This is a genomic window from Belliella calami (genome assembly GCF_022549695.1).
In the GTDB taxonomy this organism is placed as follows: Bacteria; Bacteroidota; Bacteroidia; order Cytophagales; family Cyclobacteriaceae; genus Belliella; species Belliella calami.
Map to the genome: position 1 here is coordinate 44,600 of NZ_JAKZGS010000019.1, position 21,087 is coordinate 65,686.

The window sequence follows — 21,087 nt, forward strand, 5'->3', positions numbered from 1 at the left end:
TTATGTACGGATTTCTTATAGCAGTTGGTATTTTGTTTTTGTTGTCCATCATATGGATGGTGTACAGAATACAGACTTTAGTGTCAGTAGTAAAAGGATCTGATAAAAAAATCGCTTCAAGCAGCAACAAAGTAAATGCGATGTTGTTCGTTGTGTTTTTGTTGGCAGGTGGAGCGTTGATGTTTTGGTATTCTATCAAAGAGTTTGATAACTATACCTTGCCATTGGCCTCAGAGCATGGAGCTGTGACAGACAATTTGTTTTGGATAACAATGGCCGTAACGGGTGTTGTATTTATTATCACACATATTTTGCTGTTTTGGTTTCCATACAAGTACCAATACAACGAAAAGAGAAAAGCTACTTTCTACCCAGATAACAACAAGTTAGAAGTTATTTGGACCATTGTTCCAGCTGTAGTTTTAGCATTGTTGGTTATTGGAGGATGGAAGGCTTGGTCTGACATTACTGCACCTGCACCTGAAAATTCCCATGTTGTTGAAATTTTGGGTTATCAGTTTGCTTGGGAAGTGAGATATCCTGGAATGGACAATGTTTTAGGAAATTACGACTACAGACTTATTAATGAAGTTAATAATCAGTCTGGTGTAGATTTTACTGACAAAAACTCTTTTGACGATTTCTCATCACCTGTTATTTATGTTCCAAAAGGAGAGCCAGTTTTGTTTAAAATAAGAGCAAGAGATGTACTTCATTCTGTATTTGCTCCGCATATGAGATTGAAAATGGATGCTGTTCCTGGTATGCCAACAAGATTTTGGTTTACACCTACGAAGACTACAGAAGAAATGAGAGCTGAATTGGGAAATGACGAATTCGAATATGAATTAGCATGTACTGAGATTTGTGGGAGAGGACATTTTTCAATGAAGAAGATCATAAAGGTAGTAACACCTGAAGAATTCAATAAATGGAAGTCAGAGCAAAAACCCTACATTGTTAATAATCCGGCACTAGTGGAGAATTTATCTGTAGAGTTAAAAGAATTAGCTGATATCACTATCAGCGAATATAAGTAATTAAATTATATTGATTATGGCAACAGCTAACGTAGCTTCACATAGTGCGCATGATCATGATCACGATCATGAACATCACGAAAACTTCATAACGAAGTACATCTTTACACTTGACCATAAAATGATCGGAAAGCAATTTCTTGTTACCGGTATTTTTTGGGCATTGATTGGTGGATTCCTATCGATTCTATTTAGGTTGCAATTAGGATTCCCTGATATGGATATGACTTTCTTGAAGCCTTTATTGGGTGGATGGATTGATGATGGTGGCAAGCTTGATCCTAATTTCTATTTGGCTTTGGTTACAATGCATGGTACCATCATGGTGTTCTTTGTATTGACAGCAGGTTTGAGTGGGACATTCTCCAATTTCTTGATTCCACTTCAGATTGGGGCGAGAGATATGGCATCTGGTTTTATGAATATGCTTTCATACTGGTTCTTCTTTATATCAGGAGTGATTATGTTCATTTCACTATTCCTTGAGAATGGTCCAGCTGGTGGAGGTTGGGTGGTATATCCTCCTTTATCTGCTTTAGAGCAAGCTATTCCAGGTTCTGGAATGGGAATGACACTTTGGTTGATTGCAATGACTTTCTTTATTGCTTCTTCCTTATTGGGAGGTATCAATTATGTATCTACAGTAATTAACTTGAGGACTAAAGGAATGACTTTCTCGAGACTTCCTTTAACAATTTGGGCATTCTTCCTTACTGCAGTAATAGGTATTTTGTCTTTCCCTGTTTTGTTTGCAGCTGCCTTGCTTTTGGTATTTGATAGAAGTTTTGGAACATCATTCTATTTGTCAGATATATATATCAGTGGAGAAGGCGCCTTGCCAAATACAGGTGGTAGTCCAGTTCTTTATCAGCATTTGTTCTGGTTCTTGGGACACCCTGAGGTTTACATTGTATTGCTTCCTGCATTGGGAATTACCTCTGAAGTAATTGCTACCAATTCCAGAAAGCCAATCTTTGGATATAAGGCCATGATTATTTCTATGTTGGGTATTACCATTCTATCTTTCGTAGTTTGGGCTCACCATATGTTTGTTTCAGGAATGAACCCTTTCTTGGGATCAATCTTCATGTTCCTTACATTGATTATTGCAATTCCTTCAGCTGTAAAAGTATTCAACTACCTTACAACACTATGGAGAGGTAACTTGATTTTTACACCTGGAATGCTTTTCTCTATAGGCTTGGTTTCCTTCTTTATTTCTGGAGGATTGACAGGTATTTTCTTAGGAAATTCAGCTATTGATATTCAATTGCACGATACTTACTTTGTAGTAGCCCACTTCCACTTGGTAATGGGGTCTGCTTCATTCTTTGGTTTGATGGCAGGTGTATACCACTGGTTCCCAAAAATGTTTGGAAGAATGATGGACGCTAGACTTGGATATATCCATTTTTGGTTGACTTTCGTTGGTGTTTACCTAGTGTTCTTCCCAATGCACTACATTGGTATAGCAGGTTTCCCTAGAAGGTATTATTCCTTCACGACATATGATTTCAGTAGCATGTACACTGATCTTAATATGTTCGTATCAGTAGCCGCTATCATTACATTTGCTGCACAATTTATTTTCTTGTTCAATTTCTTCTACAGTATGTATAGAGGAAGAAAAGCAAGTGCTAATCCATGGAGATCAACTACATTGGAGTGGACTACACCAATCAATCCTGGACATGGTAACTGGCCTGGAGAAATTCCTTCTGTGTACAGATGGCCATACGATTACTCGAAGCCAGGTGCTAGTGAAGACTTCATTCCTCAGACTGTACCACTTTCTGCTACTCCAGAATCCAATCTTCCTCACGAGCAAGAAATGGTTAAATTGGAGAAAGAGATTATTGCTGAAGAGGATGTTGTATTGGTAGCAAATGAATCAAAAGAATCTTAAACACATAAATGGCTTTCGCAGGATCTCTTTGATCACTGTGATTGCTGTTTATTTTCTGATATTGGTTGGTGGAATTGTTCGTAGTACCGGATCAGGTATGGGATGTCCGGATTGGCCAAAATGCTTTGGGAGCTGGATTCCGCCTACAAGCGTGAATCAGCTCCCAAATAATTATCAGGAGATATATTTAGAAAAGCGAATCACTAAAAATGATCGCTTTGTAGAGAATCTGGAAAAGATCGGATTTTCAAATAAGGCAGAAGAAATAAGAAATGACAAGTCAATATTAATAGAAGAGGAATTTAATCCAGTAAAAACTTGGATTGAGTATGTGAATAGGCTGATAGGTGTATTGATAGGTTTCTTTATTATATTGACTGTTTATAAATCATTCCCGCTTTGGAAAGAGGATAAAGTCATTCCATCTTTGTCTATTGTCAGTTTAATACTGGTTTTGTTTCAAGGTTGGATAGGATCAATAGTTGTCTCAACCAATCTTCTTGAGTGGATGATTACACTTCATATGATGTTGGCATTGCTGCTAGTATGTTTATTGATATATATTCATTTTAGGGCACATCATTTGGGCAAGAGCATTCTGTTTAGGACTGAAGAAGCAAATAAACTTTATTTGATCCTTTTGATAGGGTTTGTTTTAATGACAATTCAGATTGTCTTGGGTACTCAAGTTCGTGAAGAGATAGATCAAGTAGCGTTTGCATTTGGGAATTTGATGAGAGGATCTTGGATTGAATCATTGGGTTTGCCTTTCTTGATACATAGATCATATTCGCTTTTGCTGCTAGTGATTCATTTGGTGTTTATTTATAAAATTTATAAGTATTCGGTAAGGCGATCAGGGATTTTCAAACTTTCACAACTTTTGTTGCTTGTGATATTTGTTGAGATTCTCACTGGTGTTGGGATGGCTTATTTCGGAATTCCGGCTTTCTTACAACCAATTCATTTGTTATTTGGGTCTTTGATTATTGGGTTGCAGTTTTTGCTTTTACTCAATTTGAATGACCAAAGGAAATTAAAAATTGAAAATTAAGTTCATGAGAACTATCGATATTTCTGAAGATACTTTGCTTGAAGCTATTGCTTTTAGAGCTAAGGTATATTATGAATTGATTAAATTCAGGTTGTCTGCATTGGTAACTTTTTCTGCAGTGTTTGGATTTATATTGGGTGATTCTGGAGTCGTATTTTCCTGGGGAAAATTCTTTGCATTGATGATAGGTGGTTTTCTGATATCAGGAGCTTCTGGTGCTGCAAATGAAATTTGGGAAAAGGATTATGACAAGTTGATGACAAGGACCCAAAATAGGCCTCTTCCCTTAAATCAAATTTCGCTTAAAGAAGCCTACTGGTTTACATCTTTAATGGCTTTGGTTGGTGTTAGCGTTTTGTGGATTTTCACAAATCCACTTACCACTGCTTTGGGTGTTCTAAGTATGATTCTATATGTATTCGTGTATACGCCATTGAAAAGGGTGGGGCCAATAGCGGTTTTTGTTGGAGCTATTCCTGGAGCAATGCCTCCTTTATTAGGTTGGACTGCTGCTACAGGTGCGATCTCCCATGAAGCATTAATCATTTTCGGGATTCAGTTTATATGGCAGTTTCCACACTTCTGGGCGATAGCTTGGGTGGGTGATGATGATTACAAAAAAGCTGGATTCAAATTACTGCCAAGTGGTGGTAAGAAGGATTTGAATACAGCGATTCAAATTATGATTTATACACTATTCCTATTGCCATTGGGATTGTTACCAACTTACTTTGGACTTACAGGAATCAATTCAGGAATAGTAGCCACTATTTGTGGTGTGTTGTTTTTGGCACAGACATTTTCATTGATGAGAGATTGTTCTAGAAAATCAGCTCTAAAGATTATGTTTGGGTCATTCTTATATCTTCCAATTGTGCAGATAGCGTATTTATTAGATAAGGTGTAGTTATGGAGGAAAGATATTCTTATGTAGAAGGGGCAGAGCAACCTATCGCAATGCATCCTAAAAAGTTTTCATTGTGGCTGTTCATGGTGACAGTTGTAATGGTATTTGCTGGATTGACGAGTGCATATATCGTACGGCAGTCTGAAGGTAATTGGCTTGAGTTTGAGCTGCCTGCTGTGTTTTATTATACTTCGGGAATAATCATTTTAAGTAGTATTTTCTTGCATTGGGCTTATCTTTCTGCAAAGAAAAATGAACTTGTGCAATTGCGAATAGGGATGTCAATAGCTACGTTCTTAGGGCTTGTGTTTCTAGTAGGTCAATGGTATAGTTTCGTGGCTCTTGTGGACATGGATGTGTATTTGGTTGGTAATCCATCTGGATCATTTCTGTATATTTTCACAGGTTTGCACGCATTACACTTGGTCAGCGGTGTGATATTTCTAATTATTGTGTTAATTTCGTCCTTTAGATACAAAGTGCATTCCCAATCCATGGTACCAATGGAAATGTGTGTGACTTATTGGCACTTCCTTGGTGGGTTATGGTTGTACTTATTCACATTTATGCTTTTAAATCATTAATAAATTAAGTTAAATATATTCATATGTCAACGACTGCGACAGCGATTGGAGTAAGCTCCAAAAGAGGAATCTGGGGAGGTGGTAACGAACCACTCAACGCCAGTTATGGAAAACTCATGATGTGGTTTTTCTTACTTTCAGATATCTTTACTTTTGCCGCCTTTTTAATTACCTATGCAGCTATACGGGTAAGTTACCCTGAGTATGCAGGAGCCATGGACACTTTCCAAGGTTCAAATGAATATTGGCCGGTTCCAGAACTTGTGTTTAATGCTTTTCCATTTGCGCATGGGTTGCATCTACCACTTGTCTTCGTTGGTTTGATGACGTTTATTTTGATCATGAGTTCAGTTACGATGGTGTTGGCAGTGGAAGCTGGACATAGAAATGACAAAAAAGATGTAGTGAAATGGATGCTTTGGACTTTGCTCGGAGGAATCTGTTTCTTGAGCTGTCAAGCTTGGGAGTGGTCTCACTTTATCCATGGATCTGATGGTGGTTCATTATTGACTTATGTGAATTCTATGAATGAAGTAGTCAAAGAAACTGTATTTGGAGCCAATCTGATAGTGAATGAATATGGTCCCGCATCCTTTGCCCAGCTATTCTTCTTTATCACTGGATTCCACGGATTTCACGTAACTATCGGAGTTGTATTGTTGTTCTTGGCTTTTTATCAAGCAGCAGTGGGAGTTTATGAAAGAAGAGGTCATTATGAGATGATTGAAAAAATAGGTCTATATTGGCACTTTGTGGATCTTGTTTGGGTATTTGTATTTACCTTCTTCTATTTAATCTAAAAGAATAAAACCGTATAGATATGGCAGCACATAACAATAAATCTTCTTTGGAAGTAATTCCAAGAGATAATGAAAAAATCAAAAAAATATGGAAAACAGCTGGAATTCTCCTTGCACTTACTATTGTAGAATTTATCATGGCTTTTACAATGGATAGAGGATTGCTTTTGTATTTTCTCTTCATTGCATTGACCATTTGGAAAGCAAAATATATCATGATGGAATTCATGCACCTTGGTGATGAAGCTAAACCATTATTCTATTCGATTATCGTCCCGCTTATTTTCTTGGTGTGGCTTGTAATTGCTTTGGTAAAAGAAGGAACAGACATCTTCATGTATAGATGGTAAAAAAATAATTTATTTTTGAAAAAAAAGTAGGTTGGAGAGTGACTCTTCAACCTACTTTTTTGTTATCAGTACAAATGTTTAAGGATGAGAGGAATTAGAATACTACAAGGGTTTGTGCTTCTGTGTATTTTGTTGATACCAGTTTTGATTATTGTCTTCCTGAAGACGATGACTACAAATAGCTATGATATACCAATTTACTATGAGACTGGTGTAGACAATCCATTGATGGAATGTGATTTTGTGGAAAATGAGCAGCATAGAATACCATCATTTGAATTTACCAACCAATACAATGAACAAATGGGTAGTAAAGAAATGAAAGGAAAGATTACAGTTGTTGATTTTTTCTTCACTTCCTGCCCAAGTATTTGCCCAGTCATGTCAACGGAAATGGAGAGGGTAAATGACATGTTTAGAGATGAAGATGATGTTCAGATTTATTCTATCTCAATAGATCCTGAACATGACACTCCTGAGGTATTGATGAAATATGCTGACCTACATCAAGCGACAAAAGGGAAATGGCATTTTTTGACTGGTGATAAAGATATTACCTATGACTTAGCTAGATGTGGATTTATTTTGCCTGCCATGGATGGAGGAGATGTTCCTGATGACTTTGTCCATTCGGACAAGTTTGTATTGATCGATGGTGAAGGGAGGATTAGAGGATATTACAGCGGGACGAATAGTAAAAATGTAGATGATTTAATGGTCGAAATAAAGATTCTGTTATATGGAAAAAAATAGTTTGCTTAGTAATGCTGAGGATAAAGGAATCATCAGGTGGGTGACCGTAATAGCAATTGCTGTACCTGTAGTAGTAGCAATACTTTTGTTCATGCCATCCAAACTTGATCTAGCAAGTGAATGGGTTTATTTTCTTCCTCATTTGAATGCAGTGATTAATTCCGCTGCAACTGTCGCACTAGTTATGGGTTTGGTTTTTATCAAAAAGGGGAATATTCAATTGCATAGAGCAGCAATGACTACTGCATTTGGTTTGGGGGCAATCTTCCTAGTAGCTTATGTTATCTATCATGCCGCTGCTGAAAGCACTTCTTTTGGTGGTGAAGGATTGATCAAGACAGTGTATTATTTCATTTTAATTACACATATTATTCTTGCTGCAGTAGCTTTGTTTCCGATACTCTTGGCCTATTATTTCGGCTATACGGATCAAAGAGCCAAGCATAAGAAAGTAGTTAGGTTTGCTTATCCAATTTGGCTTTATGTTACAGTTTCAGGAGTATTGGTATATTTGATGATCAGTCCGTATTATAGTTTCTAAACTATTTTGAAAAACCGAGCGTTGTATAAACAATGAAATCAATAAGCAAAATTTTATATTTAATGTTAGCTTTCGTGTTTGTTCATGGAAGTAGCTTTGCACAATGTGCGATGTGTAGGGCATCTGTAGAAAACAATGTCAGCAATGGCGACACTACGATCGGAGCTGGGTTGAATATGGGTATTTTATATTTATTTGCAATGCCGTATTTGATAGCTGGGATTATCGGCTACTTGTGGTTTAGAAATGCTAAAAAAAGAAAGTCAAAGTTTATATTTCAAGGCGAAAAATTTTAATCTTATAAAGAAAGATTAGTAAAGCGAAGGGCAAAGTTTGATTATAAACTTTGCTTTTTTACTTTTATCATGAATATGCTTAAGAAGAGACGTGTAATACTTTTATCAGCAGTCCTTGCCATTGGTGTTCTTTTGGCATTTAATTTTTTTCTTGGTCAAGTAGTCAATCAAGATGATTTCTCTAAACCAATTGAAAACAAGATTCAAGAAGTAGAGACTGAATTCGATCAGGATTTCATAGAAATATTGATGAAGAATAGACCTGATGAAGCATTAACGTTTGGGAACTTACTGGTCAAAAGTCATCACCCTTATTATATTTTTGATGAAAGTGGGAAATTGGTATTCTGGTCAGATTTTATCCATAATATAGATTTTGAATCTTTGGACAAATCTAAAGCTCATCAATTTATAGAAGATTCAAAAGGAGCATACTACATTCGATTAAGAAGTATCAAAAGATTTGACTCAAATTATTCTTTGGTTCAGCTTTTCCCTTTAAGTTACAAAAGAGAAGTACAAAATGATTTTTTGATCTCAGGATTCAATCCAGTAGTCTTTGGAAATAATAGAGTACAATTACTTGGCAAAAGTCAAGCAGATGCTGTAAGAATCCACAGTGTTAAAGGGGACTTCATTTTTTCAGTACTTTTTGAGCCAGGTTATCAGCCTGTTTCGAAAGACAGCAATCTGACCTTATTGGTTTTTTTCTTTTCCTTGTTGCTGTTGGTGTTGATCATAGGCTATGATTTTGTTTCCACGATTTGGAACAAGGGAAAAAGATATTTGGCCATTTTGTATGCTTTTGGTATTTTGTTTACCATAAGGGCATTCATGATTTTTTTCAATTTCCCGCAAAGCTTCTTTGACTTCCCATTGTTTGACTCAAAGAACTATGCTTCCTCTTGGTTTAATCCTAGTCTGGGCGATTTGCTCTTAAATACCATTTGTAGCATTTTGATTTTTTCATTATTACTTGGGGTTCTTGCCAGCAAAAGGTTCCAAGAAAAATTTGATGTTTTTAGGGCAAAGTTTAAAGTCGGTGTTTTTGTCCTTTTGGCTTATTTTGGATCTACGGTTTTATTGACACTCTTTTATAATCTTTACATCAATATACTCAGTAATTCCCAATGGGATTTGAATATTTTGTCCATTCCTGCATTTGACTATCTGAAATTAATCAGCTTGTTGATCGTGTTTTTTGGTGGAGCAATGTATCTGTTGTTTTCCATTTTGGGAATAAACTTAGTCTTAAGTGGGAACAAAGTCCCAAAAGCCGATGCACTCAGATTGTTGATTTATTTCTCAATACCTGTTGGAGCTTTGCTGGGGTATTTTAACTGGGTGTATTTAATCGCCTTTGTAGCACATCTTATTTTGCTTGTATCCATAGTTAGTTTTGAACTTTACAACAATCTGTTCAAACTTGGATTCAGTACCTTTTTGACTTTTTTCTTCGGTTGTTTTATTGGTGCTATCATTACAGGGATAGCCTCTCATCAAGTTTATTTAGAAAGACAGGTCCAAGCGAAAACTCGGTTCGGTACACAACAACTTGTAGAAAATGATGTAATGGCAGAGTTTTACCTAGCTGGAATTATGGATAGGGTAAAGTCAGATTTGTTTATTAAGAATACCATTTCAGATCCATTCCAATCTAATGATGCTGTGATCAGAAAAATCAGAAAATTTCACATGGTCAATTATTTTGACCAATATGATTTGAGGATAAAGGTGTTCAATTCATTTGGGGATAATATTCTAGACAGGTCTGATGAAGAAAACTTACAGGACTTGAGATTGAGTTATATCAAAAGTGATTTTGCGACAACTGTACGTGATTTGTATTTTGTCAAAGGAGGGAAAGAAAGGGTTGGGAATAGATATATTTCTTTTATACCTCTTTACCGCGAAGATCAATATATTGGTACTATATTTTTTGAACTGAGGCAATTGAAAATCCAGCCAGGGTCGGTTTTTCCAAAGTTGATGATGGACAGGAAATACAACCTGAATGTCAATGATAGGAATTATGATTTCGCTTTGTTTTCTGATGGAGAGTTGCAATATTCTGTTGGGATTTTCAATTATAGATCGGTGAACTTTGAGACTTTTCAAAAACAACCTAAGCTCTTTTCCCAAGGAATTTATGTTAAAAAGTATCATCATTTAGGACTTTCTAATAATGATAGGGTAGTGGTAGTTTCTTCTCCTGTCTATCCGATTTACTATATACTTGCTGATGTTTCATTGTTCTTTGTTTCTTTTATAATACTTACACTAATCTGCGTTTTCCTATATACTCTGAACCAAGGCTTGAGAAGGTTTAATTTCAACTATGCCACAAAACTTCAAATGTATTTGAATTTTGCATTTTTCTTCCCAATATTGACTATAAGTTTAATTATTATTGGGCTTTTGTCAAATTCATACAGGGAAGAACTTAATAGGCAATATTTCCAAAAAGCATCATTGGTAGGAGACAACCTTTCTGCTGTACTAGAAAGACAAGCTATTGGTGAAGCAGATAGAGATGATTTTGTCGAAATGGTCAATAACTTGGCTGGAACAACCAATGTAGAAGTTAATGTATTCGACCCTAATGGTGAAATGATGGCTACATCACAACCCAACACTTTTGATAAAGGCATCTTGACAAAATATATCAACCCTCGTGCAATTGTAGAAATAGTGGAAGGTCAAAACAATAGAACTTTGCTGGAAGAGGAAATTGGAGCTTTACATTATAAATCAGTCTATCTTGCGATCCGATCATCGGATAGTCAGCAGATCAGGGCAATTGTGGCGATCCCATTCTTTGAGTCCGAGTCTGAATTGGATTTGTTGATAGCGGATGTGCTCAGTAATATCGCAAATATTTTTGTGCTGATTTTTATCCTATTTCTTTTTGTATCCTACTTCGTTTCGAAAAATCTTACTTTCCCATTCAACCTTTTAACCCAAAAGTTGAAAACTACAGATCTGGATAGCAACGAACCAATGTATTGGCCTTCAAACGATGAAATTGGACTTTTGGTAAATGAATATAATAACATGCTCTTCAAACTTGAGGCAAGTAAGAAAATCTTGTCAAATACAGAAAAAGAATCTGCATGGAGGGAAATGGCCAAACAAGTCGCCCATGAGATCAAAAATCCATTGACCCCAATGAAATTGACTCTTCAGCACATGCTGCGATTGCAGGCCATGGGGAATTTAGATGATCCTGCCAAGCTCAAAAAACCAATCGAAACCTTGATCAATCAGGTGGATACACTGAGTGATATAGCCACCTCTTTTTCAACTTTTGCAAAAATGCCTTTGCCAAAGAACGAAGAGATGGATCTAAGAAAGGTGGTTTTGGAGACTATTGAGCTGTTTAAGAATAGGGAAAAAGGAACGGTAACTTTTGTGGATAATTCCTTTAGTTCGGAGGTTTTGGTGATGGGGGATGATCAGTTGTTTGGGAGGGTAATCTCAAATTTGATTATCAATGGTATTCAGGCTGTAGAATCGAAAAAGAAACCACAAATAATGGTTTTTTTAAAGGAAGAAAATCAGCAAGCAATCCTAGAAATTCAAGACAACGGTAAAGGGATTACCGATGAATTGAAAGACAAAATTTTCATCCCAAATTTCAGTACAAAATCAGAAGGATCTGGTTTGGGTTTGGCCATTGCCAAAAGAGGTGTAGAAACAGCAGGTGGCAAGATATGGTTTGAAACTCAGGTAGGAAAAGGATCTTCATTCTTTTTGTCATTTGAAATTATAGATCAGTCCCTGAGTTGATGGATTGCGTTTGAAGATTTGATTTATAGTTTGATTTGGTGTAATTTTACACCAAATCAACACAAACTATGGCTAGACAAACAATAACTGTAAACGAACCAAACGATCGTTGGATGAAAGAAAAGATTCAATCTGATGAGTATTCAAGCAAAAGTGAGTTAATCAATGAATTGATCCGTAGGCAAAGAGAACAAGAAGAAAATCGGTTTTGGCTAAGAATGGAACTAATCAAGGGGGAAGCAAGTGGAGTTTCAGATAAATCAATGTCTGAGATATTGGAAGAGGCCAAAAACAGGGTAAGAAGGGAAAATGAATTATAAACTTACCCTTCAGGCTGAAGAAGATCTTATTCAGATCTACATGTATGGAGTTCGAAATTTTGGAGCAACTCAAGCTGAAAAATACTTTATTTCTTTAGAAAATACTTTTAAAAAGATTGCTGAAAATCCTTTAATGTTTCCATTGGCATATCATGTAAGAGAAGGGTATCGTTATTGTGTGCATATTTCACACACTGTTTTTTTTATAGTTGAGGATCAAGTTAAAATTGTCAGGATTATTGGGAGTCAAAAATTTTAAGTGAGTATGAGATTTTAATTCCTAATTTTTATGGTTAGATAATTTTATGGTTTTTTGTTTTTTGGTCTAAAAAACACCTCCATTTATTCTCAATTAATTCTTTTGGCTTTGTCAACCTTTTCTGCAGTGTCGAAGAGCACTCGTATTAGCTTTTGATGATTTAAGGAAACTTGAGCTGAAAACTTTTTGACTACTCAAGGTAGATTAAACATTAAAATATTACTTTAGTAGCAATATTGAGATGCCAATGCTTGCTTTGAGACGTTTAGTTTTATTAGGGTTTTTTTTGACAAAGGTCTCGGTATTGTTGTTCGCACAATCTGAGGAAAAGTGCAAATGGATTGATGTTGAGGTTTTGAAATCGGATTTTTTGTTGGATTCTCTTTCAGTAATAGAAGAAAGTATCACTATATCAGATAGGTCTGCTAAGTCTTATGATTTTTCATATCATTTGAGTTCTGGAATGATAAGCGTGGATCTTCAAAATGATCCACAGATTGATTCTTTACAAGTCTGTTATCGGGTCTTTCCATATAGTTTGCATTTTCAGGCAGCCAAGCGAACACTCCTACAAGATTATGATTCCATGGCAATGTTCAGGAATAATAGGGTAGAAGCAATCCCAAGTTTTGATTTCAGGGAGGAGTTGTTTCCTTCCACCAATTTGAACAAATCAGGCAATTTGACTAGGGGTGTGTCTTTTGGCAATACCCAAAATGTCTTTGTGAACTCTTCCCTCAATTTACAGATGAATGGAGCACTTTCAGAGAATTTAAATATTCGTGCAAGTATCACCGACCAAAATGTACCTTTTCAGCCAGAAGGAAATACTCAGCAACTCCAGGATTTTGACAATGTCTTGGTGGAAATTTATAATGATAAATTCAATCTTGCTGCCGGTGATGTGGTTTTGAGGCAGAGACAATCTGAGTTTTTGAGATACTATAAAAATGTCCAAGGAGCCCAACTTACTACCGACTACCAAATAGGGGATAAATGGAAAGCTTCCACACAATTGGCAGCATCAGTGGCAAAAGGTAAATTTGCATCTATCCAGCTAGAAGTACAGGAAGGAACACTCGGCCCATATCGAATTCCTGGTCCCCAAAACGAAAGATTTGTAATAATAATGGCCAATTCTGAAAAGGTTTTCTTGGATGGAAAGCAATTGCATCGTGGTTTTAATTATGATTATGTGATCGATTACAACCAAGGAGAAATCACATTCACCCCAAAAGTACTGATCACTCAATATTCTAGGGTGAGAGTAGATTTTGAATACGCAGAAAGGAATTTTTCCAGATCAATATTGACGGCTAATCATATTCAGGAGACGGACAAGCTTTCATTTTACATGAATTTCTACAGAGAGCAAGATAATAGAAATAGACCCTTGTTTTTTGATTTTTCAGATAATGAAAAACGTTTGCTGGCATCAGTAGGGGATGATTTGGATGCAGCAGCTGTGCAAAGAGTGGATTCCGTGGCATTTGATGTCAACAGGATCCTTTATCGAAGAATTGAGGCATTTGATGACATGGGGTTGCCAGTAGTTTTTTATGAATATTCCAGAGATCCAGAAACCGCATACTTTGCAATCGGATTTTCTGAAGTTGGGTTGGGAAATGGGGATTACATCAGACGGCAGCAGCTATCTAACGGACCAGTTTATGAATTTGTGCCTAGAGTAAATGGGGTGTCACAAGGGAGGTATTCCATTCTTTCCCCACTTCCTGCTCCAAACAAAAGGCAGATGTTTACAGCTGGGGCAAGGTATAAAGTCAGTAAATATGAACAGGTTTATACCGAACTGGCGTTTTCCAATACGGATGAGAATCTTTTTTCTGAACTGGATAATGAGGACAACAATGGATTTGCAATCAAGTCTGGCTTGATCTCTGAAAACCGAACTTTCACAAAACTGAAAGAATACACTTTCAATGCCTTGACCGAGATGGAATACAATTCTCAGAGTTTTAGTTTCATAGATCGATTGAGGTACATAGAATTTGACCGAGATTGGAGTTTGACGGCAGAGGACCTCCAAGATCCAGGCAGTGAGCGGATTTTCAATGCACAATTGGCATTACATAAGAATAATGACCAATCTATTTCATATCGTTTCAATCTGAGGAATAGAGGGGATATTCTATCTGGAACGCAACATCTGGCAACTTTAAACCAAAAAATTGGCAAGCGATTTTTTGTCAAAAATGATTTTTTCATACTGGACAGTGATGTCAGAGATTTGAAATCAGAGTGGCTGAGATATACGGGGGATGTGAGTTATAGATCCAAAATACTCGTACCCGGGTATAAGCTAATGATAGATCGAAATGCCGTCAGGGATATTGAGTCGGATTCAGTGGTTAGCACAGCCATGAATTTTATTGAGCAAGTAGTCTATATGAAATCAAATGACTCATTGCCGTATTCTTTTTTTGTAGATGCTAGTTGGAGACAAGATAAGTTTCCCCTAGGGGGAGAATTAATACCAGATACGGAAGCCTTTGCTACCAATTATGGTTTACAGAGAAAATTTGGGAACCATGATTTCAAAGGAACATTCACCTATCGGGAACTAAGGTTTTTGCGGAGATCTGATGAAGTGGAGACTACTGTGTTGGGTAAGATAGATTATCTCAGCAATTTATATGACGGAAATATAAGAAATGAATTGTCCTATGCATTGGGGAACGGGAGGGAGTTTAGAAGGGAATATATCTTTCTGCCTGTGCCTACGGGCGAAGGGACACATGCTTGGAGAGATGATAATGGAGATGGGATTCAGCAGCTGAACGAATTTTATATCGCTGTGAATCCAGAAGAGAAAAGCTTTATAAAAGTATTTGTTCCAACCACTGATTTTATTCAAGCCTATTCCACCATATTTAACTATAGGTTAAATGCTAAATTTCCTGACGGTTGGAGGAAAGAGGGTGGTCTGAAATCTTTTGTCCAGAAATTTTCAAACACCACCAGTCTGAGTGTAGAAAAGAAAATCACTTCGAATGAATTTTGGGAAAGAATTAACCCTTTTGTAGGAGGTTTTGATGAAGAAGACTTGATATCTGTACGTCAAGTTATGAGGACCTCCTTTTTCTTCAATAGGGCTTCCCCAAAATATGGATTTGATTTGTCACTTTTTGATAGCCAAAACAAACAGCTATTGGCAGGGGGATTTGAAGATGTGCTTCAGAAGGATTGGCGCCTGAATACAAGATTTAATTTTAACCCTAATTTTAATTTCAGGTTTGTATTATTTTCCGGAAATAGAATAGCAACATCCGATTTTTTGGAAAATAGAAACTATAATATAGAGCAACATGGAATTAGTCCAGAATTCGCATGGCAGCCCAGTAGTATTTTCCGCTCGACAATCATGTATCAGTTTACCAATAAGGAAAACGTATCAAATGTAGAGTTGGACGAAAAAGCATATCTACAACAATTAGGCTTGGATTTGAGGTATTCGAGAGCAATCAGGACCACTATCAATGCGAATCTTAAGTATATTTTTATCGATTACAATGGAGTACCAAACTCCCCGACTGGCTACGAAATGTTACAAGCTTTGACAGTCGGGAACAATCTTACATGGACATTCAACTGGTTACAGAAGATTGGAGAGGGCTTGCAGATGAATATGATCTATGAAGGTAGAAACTCCCAAGGCTTGGGTAGGTTGGTTCATGTTGGCAGAATGCAGGTGACCGCGCTGTTTTGATTATTGAAAAGTTTGTAGTTTGAGTAGTTTTATAATTTGCTTTAATTTTAAGAATTATTACTTTTGGAGAATGGTTTTAGTGTAGTTGAACTACATAATTGTTAATTCCAAATATAGTATTATTTAATCTTCTTTTATTTTAAAAAAATAAAGTGTGATTAAACCAAGTTTTCGATTGTTGTTTTTTTACGAAGAATATTTTAAAATCTTTTTGTTAAAAAAAAACAACAATAAGCATGAATGTTCAAAATTGTTAAATACACTTAAGGTGATTTAGTTTTAGTTAAACTAATAACGTTTCATGTGTGTTTTTAAAACATTTTTGATTTTTAATGAATGTTTGCATAAGTCATAAATGTGAAGGTATTTACCTTTTTTGGTATCTGTATTTCATTTGGTAGGTTTATTTGTATCCTATTTTAAAGAGAAAAGATTTCTAAGGTTGCCTAGACATGACCATTTAAGGAAGAGATTTATGTATGTGGATTTCAAGTTTTTTTGAAGTCTGAAAATTTTATAAAAACTAGTATTGAGGCTAACCAATATTTTTAGCTCAATACTTTCAATTCTTAGATTGAATATTTAAAATTTAGTATATGAGAAGAATTTTTACTCAAAATGCTCTAAAAACGTGTTTGCTTATTTCGTTTTTATTGATTTGTAATCTATCTAAAGGACAGATTACACCCTTTACAATGTCACTTTCGCCAACAGATCAAACCTGTACAGGCAATGGGCAAATATTAGCAGAAATAAATGGAACACAGCCTGGAGCCGAGTTTGAGTTTCAATTGTATCAACTCCCAAATTTGGCAGTTCCTCTTAGAGTCACCAGTGGAATAACAGCGTCAGGTAACTCATTGACGCATGTTGAGACACTGTTGTCACCGAGTAATTATCGTTTAATTGCCGTTCAGGTAGTAGGAGTCCAGAGCAACCAAGAGTTTGCTGAAGCTGTAGTAGGCTCAAATATTCAATCTTTGAACTTTAACTTAACGCAAACTGAAACCTGTGGCGGCAAGAATATTACAGTTAATGTAACCTCAGGTTTTCCTGCTACTTTTGAATTGTTAAATCTTTCTAATACAGTGGTAGTTGGGCCGCAAGCATCTAATGTTTTAACGGGTATTTCGGCAGGTGATTATATCGTTAGGGTTACCGATGTGTGTGGTAATGCTTCTGCATTAGGTGTTACAGTAACACCGGTCGTGAGTAATTATACGTTTACAAGAGGTACTAATGCCTTTGGATTTTATTTTGCAGAAGATTGTGATTTTATAGACCATACTATTAATGTAAGATATAATGGCGGGGCTGTTACACCAGCATACAGGTATCCCTTACAAATCACTTATGAAATTGAAAATCCACTTGGAGGGGCTAATATCATTTATAACACTACTTGGAATGCATCACAAAACCAAGAACATTATCCAATTCCATTCTATGAAAATGCTTCTTACAATGTAACGGCAACAGTTGTAGATGCTTGTGGGGTAACTTTTACAAGGACAGATCTTGTAGATACAACGATTCCTCACAGAGGTAGATTATTAGATGCAGAATGCGGAACAAGATATTTAAGGTTAGATCAATTTAGGTTTTTATATCAACCATTAACGGTAACCTTTACAGATTATCCGGCCAGTTTTGACCCAGCAGATTTTAATTCCTCTTTTACTGCAGGAACCTATAGTGCTACTTTTAATAGCATACCTAATTTTATTGACTTTGGAAACCCAAATAGTTTAGGTTTGCCAGAAGGGTCTTATACCTATGAAGTTGAATCTTGTGGTAGGATACAAACAAATACAGTTACCGTTACTAATAGTTCAAATTATTTTATATCGACAAGAAGGTATTTTCCAGGATGTGAAGATGGAGAAGGATCTGTTAATTTATTTATTAATGGTGATGCAGATAATTTTACAAGTGTAGTTATAACAGCTGCCCCACCAGAATTTATAACAAATTTTGGCGCTTTACCTTTTGACGCTTCACATAACATTGCTTCAAATGGAGATTTTTATATGAATAGTCTGCCTGTGGGTAATTATACTGTAGCGGCTACTGGTGAATGCGGAATTCCTATTAATGGAAGTTTTATAGTAAGAGACAAAGAAATTGATTTAACATCTACGGTAACTCAAAACTGCGGAAGCTTTAATGTAAGCGCTTCATTAACTTCTTATTTGGGACAAGAGACTTTGTTATTACAAAAATTTTATCCTGCTTCCGGACAATGGGGGCATCCTACAACAGGGCAACTTTATACAGAAGGTAATAATATAACATCTGGTACAGGTATGCCTTTTTGGCCTACAAGTAATAACGGTAGTGGATTACAAACTTTATCAGGAACAATCAATAACATCACAAGTTCAGGCCAATTCAGATTAATTGTTCAATATATTACCTATAATGGTAATGGATTGAGTACCACTATAACTTGTAGAGATACCTTAGATACGTTTAATATTTCTTCAACGGGCATTAGTTTAAATAATTACTATGTCGCAAACTGTATAGGTGGTAATACGGAGTTGGTTATTGATGCAGAAGGTGTTGCACCATTAAACTTTAAGATTGTTGAATTCAACGGAAGCCCTATGGTTATTGATAATGGGGAAGATCCTGTTTTTAGTCAATTGGCTACTGGAGAATATACTGTAGAGGTAGAAGACGCTTGTGGTAACATTAGAGTGTTTGATTTTAAAACAGATGCCGTAAAAGAACCAATTATCAGACCTGATAATTTATGTGTAGGAGAAAACGGGACACTGTTTGTCCCAGGGTTGACTTTTATGACTATTGAATGGAGAAAAGATGGAGACCCAACTGTTATAGCTACAGGTAATACCTTAAACTTTAATCCATTTACAGATCCAGCTGATGCCGGAACTTATACAGCAACCTTAATTTACGATCCTAATCCAAACGCTTGTATCAATCAGGTATTAAGTTTTGAAGTACAATCACCAGCACCAGCACCATTGGCAGGTACAGGACAAACAGTTAATATACCTCAAGATGATGCAGGTATTATGAATCTATTTGATTACATAACTGGTCCTTATGATAATTTTGGAGATTGGACAGACCTTTCAAATACAGGACAATTAAATAATGAAGTGCTTGATGCCTCTACCTTGTCTGTAGGTACATATCAATTTGAATATACAATAGGTGGAATCTGTGTGGGTTCTGAAAGCACTATTGTAACAGTTAATATTATTTCGTCAAGTTTAACAGCAGTTACAGATGCTTATAATGTGCTGTGTCCTAGTGATGCGTATATCAATGTCATCAATGTAATGGACAATGATGTAATGGCTGGGATATTAATTAATCAAACAGAATACGAAGTTTCTGTTGAAGTAGCTGATCCAGATGGAATATTAACTTTAAATACTGATGGAAGTGTAGATGTTGCTGCAGGTAACTTGCCACTAGAAACGTATACTCTACAATACAGAGTATATCAAATCAGTAATCCAAACAATTTTGCCATAGGTACATTAACAGTTTCTATTTCAGAAGATGACACACCACCTGTTTTTGTAGAAGCATTACCTGCGGAAAACAGAACAGTAGAATGTGACGAAGTTCCAGTTGCAGCAATATTAACTGCAACAGATAATTGTACAGATGATGTAACTGTAATTTTTGAAGAAACGAGGACAGATGGTTCTTGTGACAATAATTATGTTTTAACAAGAACTTGGACAGTTACTGACGATTACAATAATATAGCAACCCATACTCAAACCATTACTGTAGAAGACACTAAAGCTCCAACAGGAACAGCCCCAATTGGCCAAACCGATGTAAATGCATGTGCGAGTGCAGCAGAAACAGCATTACCGTTTGATGCATTAGCAGTAGCGACAAACTATTCTGACAACTGTGCAGGAGCTGTAACGGTAACATTAACTAATACAGAACTAACAGGAAATGACTGTGCTTGGACATTGACCTATACTTATCAAGTAGCCGATACTTGTGGTAACTTGCTGGAGGATGAAACCATCACATACTCAGGAAGCGATCAGACAGCTCCAACAGGAACCGCCCCTCAAGGCCAAGTTGATGTAGATGCATGTGCGAGTGCTGCAGAAACAGCAGTGCCGTTTGATGCATTAGCAGTAGCGACAAACTACACAGACAACTGTGCAGGAGCTGTTACGGTAACACTAACCGATACAGAGCTAACAGGAAATGACTGTGCTTGGACATTGACATACACTTACCAAGTAGCTGATACTTGCGGCAACTTATTGGAAGATGAAACCATCACATACTCAGGAAGCGATCAAACTGCTCCAACAGGAACAGCCCCACAAGGACAAGTTGATGTAGATGCATGTGCGAGTGCAGCAGAAACAGCAGTACCGTTTGATGCAGTAGCAGTAGCGACAAACTACACAGACAACTGTGCAGGAGCTGTAACGGTAACATTAACTAATACAGAACTAACAGGAAATGACTGTGCTTGGACATTGACCTACACTTATCAAGTAGCTGATACTTGTGGTAACTTATTGGAAGATGAAACCATCACATACTCAGGAAGCGATCAAACTGCTCCAACAGGAACCGCCCCAATTGGCCAAACCGATGTAGATGCTTGTGTAAGTGCAGCAGAAACAGCAGTACCGTTTGATGCAGTAGCAGTAGCGACAAACTACACAGACAACTGTGCAGGAGCTGTAACGGTAACATTAACTAATACAGAACTAACAGGAAATGACTGTGCTTGGA

General features: G+C 36.5%; 15 protein-coding genes. All 15 read left to right on the top strand.

Annotation, left to right across the window (positions count from 1 at the left end):
* Nucleotides 1-2 precede the first annotated feature (2 nt).
* On the top strand, nt 3-1,040 hold the full coding sequence (locus MM236_RS17165) for a cytochrome c oxidase subunit II (RefSeq protein WP_241276224.1): 1,038 nt from the start codon (nt 3-5) through the stop codon (nt 1,038-1,040).
* Nucleotides 1,041-1,056: 16 nt separating this feature from the next.
* A complete protein-coding gene (locus tag MM236_RS17170; protein ID WP_241276225.1) occupies nt 1,057-2,946 on the top strand; it encodes a cytochrome c oxidase subunit I in 1,890 nt (629 codons plus the stop codon).
* Nucleotides 2,927-4,000, top strand: coding sequence for a COX15/CtaA family protein (locus MM236_RS17175; protein WP_241276226.1), 1,074 nt, complete (start codon nt 2,927-2,929; stop codon nt 3,998-4,000). The genes MM236_RS17170 and MM236_RS17175 overlap by 20 nt, the downstream gene beginning before the upstream one ends.
* A 4-nt stretch (nt 4,001-4,004) precedes the next feature.
* On the top strand, nt 4,005-4,907 hold the full coding sequence (cyoE, locus tag MM236_RS17180; RefSeq protein ID WP_241276227.1) for a heme o synthase: 903 nt from the start codon (nt 4,005-4,007) through the stop codon (nt 4,905-4,907).
* A 2-nt stretch (nt 4,908-4,909) separates the two neighbouring features.
* Complete coding sequence (locus tag MM236_RS17185; protein ID WP_241276228.1) at nt 4,910-5,491, top strand: cytochrome c oxidase subunit 3; 582 nt, start codon at nt 4,910-4,912, stop codon at nt 5,489-5,491.
* A gap of 23 nt (nt 5,492-5,514) precedes the next feature.
* On the top strand, nt 5,515-6,291 hold the full coding sequence (locus MM236_RS17190) for a cytochrome c oxidase subunit 3 (protein ID WP_241276229.1): 777 nt from the start codon (nt 5,515-5,517) through the stop codon (nt 6,289-6,291).
* A gap of 20 nt (nt 6,292-6,311) precedes the next feature.
* The gene (locus tag MM236_RS17195; protein WP_241276230.1) at nt 6,312-6,641 is read left to right on the top strand and encodes a cytochrome C oxidase subunit IV family protein; all 330 of its coding nucleotides are present in this window, start codon (nt 6,312-6,314) and stop codon (nt 6,639-6,641) included.
* An 84-nt stretch (nt 6,642-6,725) separates the two neighbouring features.
* Nucleotides 6,726-7,394 carry an SCO family protein gene (locus tag MM236_RS17200; protein WP_241276231.1) on the top strand — a complete coding sequence of 223 codons (669 nt, stop codon included), beginning with the start codon at nt 6,726-6,728 and terminating at the stop codon, nt 7,392-7,394.
* On the top strand, nt 7,381-7,935 hold the full coding sequence (locus MM236_RS17205) for a DUF420 domain-containing protein (RefSeq protein ID WP_241276232.1): 555 nt from the start codon (nt 7,381-7,383) through the stop codon (nt 7,933-7,935). Before MM236_RS17200 ends, MM236_RS17205 begins: the two co-directional genes overlap by 14 nt.
* 32 nt (nt 7,936-7,967) lie before the next feature.
* Nucleotides 7,968-8,231: a hypothetical protein gene (locus MM236_RS17210; RefSeq protein ID WP_241276233.1), complete on the top strand. Its 264-nt coding sequence runs from the start codon at nt 7,968-7,970 to the stop codon at nt 8,229-8,231.
* 75 nt (nt 8,232-8,306) lie between these two features.
* Nucleotides 8,307-12,020, top strand: a complete 3,714-nt coding sequence (locus MM236_RS17215) for a sensor histidine kinase (RefSeq protein WP_241276234.1) — start codon at nt 8,307-8,309, stop codon at nt 12,018-12,020.
* Between the two features lie 68 nt (nt 12,021-12,088).
* The gene (locus MM236_RS17220) at nt 12,089-12,340 is read left to right on the top strand and encodes a ribbon-helix-helix domain-containing protein (RefSeq protein WP_241276235.1); all 252 of its coding nucleotides are present in this window, start codon (nt 12,089-12,091) and stop codon (nt 12,338-12,340) included.
* Nucleotides 12,330-12,599 carry a type II toxin-antitoxin system RelE/ParE family toxin gene (locus tag MM236_RS17225; protein ID WP_241276236.1) on the top strand — a complete coding sequence of 90 codons (270 nt, stop codon included), beginning with the start codon at nt 12,330-12,332 and terminating at the stop codon, nt 12,597-12,599. Before MM236_RS17220 ends, MM236_RS17225 begins: the two co-directional genes overlap by 11 nt.
* 247 nt (nt 12,600-12,846) lie before the next feature.
* A complete protein-coding gene (locus tag MM236_RS17230) occupies nt 12,847-16,326 on the top strand; it encodes a DUF8818 domain-containing protein (protein ID WP_241276237.1) in 3,480 nt (1,159 codons plus the stop codon).
* A gap of 596 nt (nt 16,327-16,922) precedes the next feature.
* The coding region (locus tag MM236_RS17235; RefSeq protein ID WP_241276238.1) for a hypothetical protein at nt 16,923-21,087 on the top strand (4,165 nt) is incomplete at its 3' end.

What these genes read in the sequence shown, in the direction of transcription:
- MM236_RS17190 (WP_241276229.1), top strand. Translation starts at nt 5,515, where the DNA reads ATGTCAACGACTGCGACAGCGATTGGAGTAAGCTCCAAAAGAGGAATC.
- MM236_RS17195 (WP_241276230.1), top strand. Translation starts at nt 6,312, where the DNA reads ATGGCAGCACATAACAATAAATCTTCTTTGGAAGTAATTCCAAGAGAT.
- MM236_RS17230 (WP_241276237.1), top strand. Translation starts at nt 12,847, where the DNA reads ATGCTTGCTTTGAGACGTTTAGTTTTATTAGGGTTTTTTTTGACAAAG.
- MM236_RS17165 (WP_241276224.1), top strand. Translation starts at nt 3, where the DNA reads ATGTACGGATTTCTTATAGCAGTTGGTATTTTGTTTTTGTTGTCCATC.
- MM236_RS17225 (WP_241276236.1), top strand. Translation starts at nt 12,330, where the DNA reads ATGAATTATAAACTTACCCTTCAGGCTGAAGAAGATCTTATTCAGATC.
- MM236_RS17220 (WP_241276235.1), top strand. Translation starts at nt 12,089, where the DNA reads ATGGCTAGACAAACAATAACTGTAAACGAACCAAACGATCGTTGGATG.
- cyoE (WP_241276227.1), top strand. Translation starts at nt 4,005, where the DNA reads ATGAGAACTATCGATATTTCTGAAGATACTTTGCTTGAAGCTATTGCT.
- MM236_RS17175 (WP_241276226.1), top strand. Translation starts at nt 2,927, where the DNA reads ATGAATCAAAAGAATCTTAAACACATAAATGGCTTTCGCAGGATCTCT.
- MM236_RS17200 (WP_241276231.1), top strand. Translation starts at nt 6,726, where the DNA reads ATGAGAGGAATTAGAATACTACAAGGGTTTGTGCTTCTGTGTATTTTG.
- MM236_RS17210 (WP_241276233.1), top strand. Translation starts at nt 7,968, where the DNA reads ATGAAATCAATAAGCAAAATTTTATATTTAATGTTAGCTTTCGTGTTT.
- MM236_RS17215 (WP_241276234.1), top strand. Translation starts at nt 8,307, where the DNA reads ATGCTTAAGAAGAGACGTGTAATACTTTTATCAGCAGTCCTTGCCATT.
- MM236_RS17185 (WP_241276228.1), top strand. Translation starts at nt 4,910, where the DNA reads ATGGAGGAAAGATATTCTTATGTAGAAGGGGCAGAGCAACCTATCGCA.
- MM236_RS17205 (WP_241276232.1), top strand. Translation starts at nt 7,381, where the DNA reads ATGGAAAAAAATAGTTTGCTTAGTAATGCTGAGGATAAAGGAATCATC.
- MM236_RS17170 (WP_241276225.1), top strand. Translation starts at nt 1,057, where the DNA reads ATGGCAACAGCTAACGTAGCTTCACATAGTGCGCATGATCATGATCAC.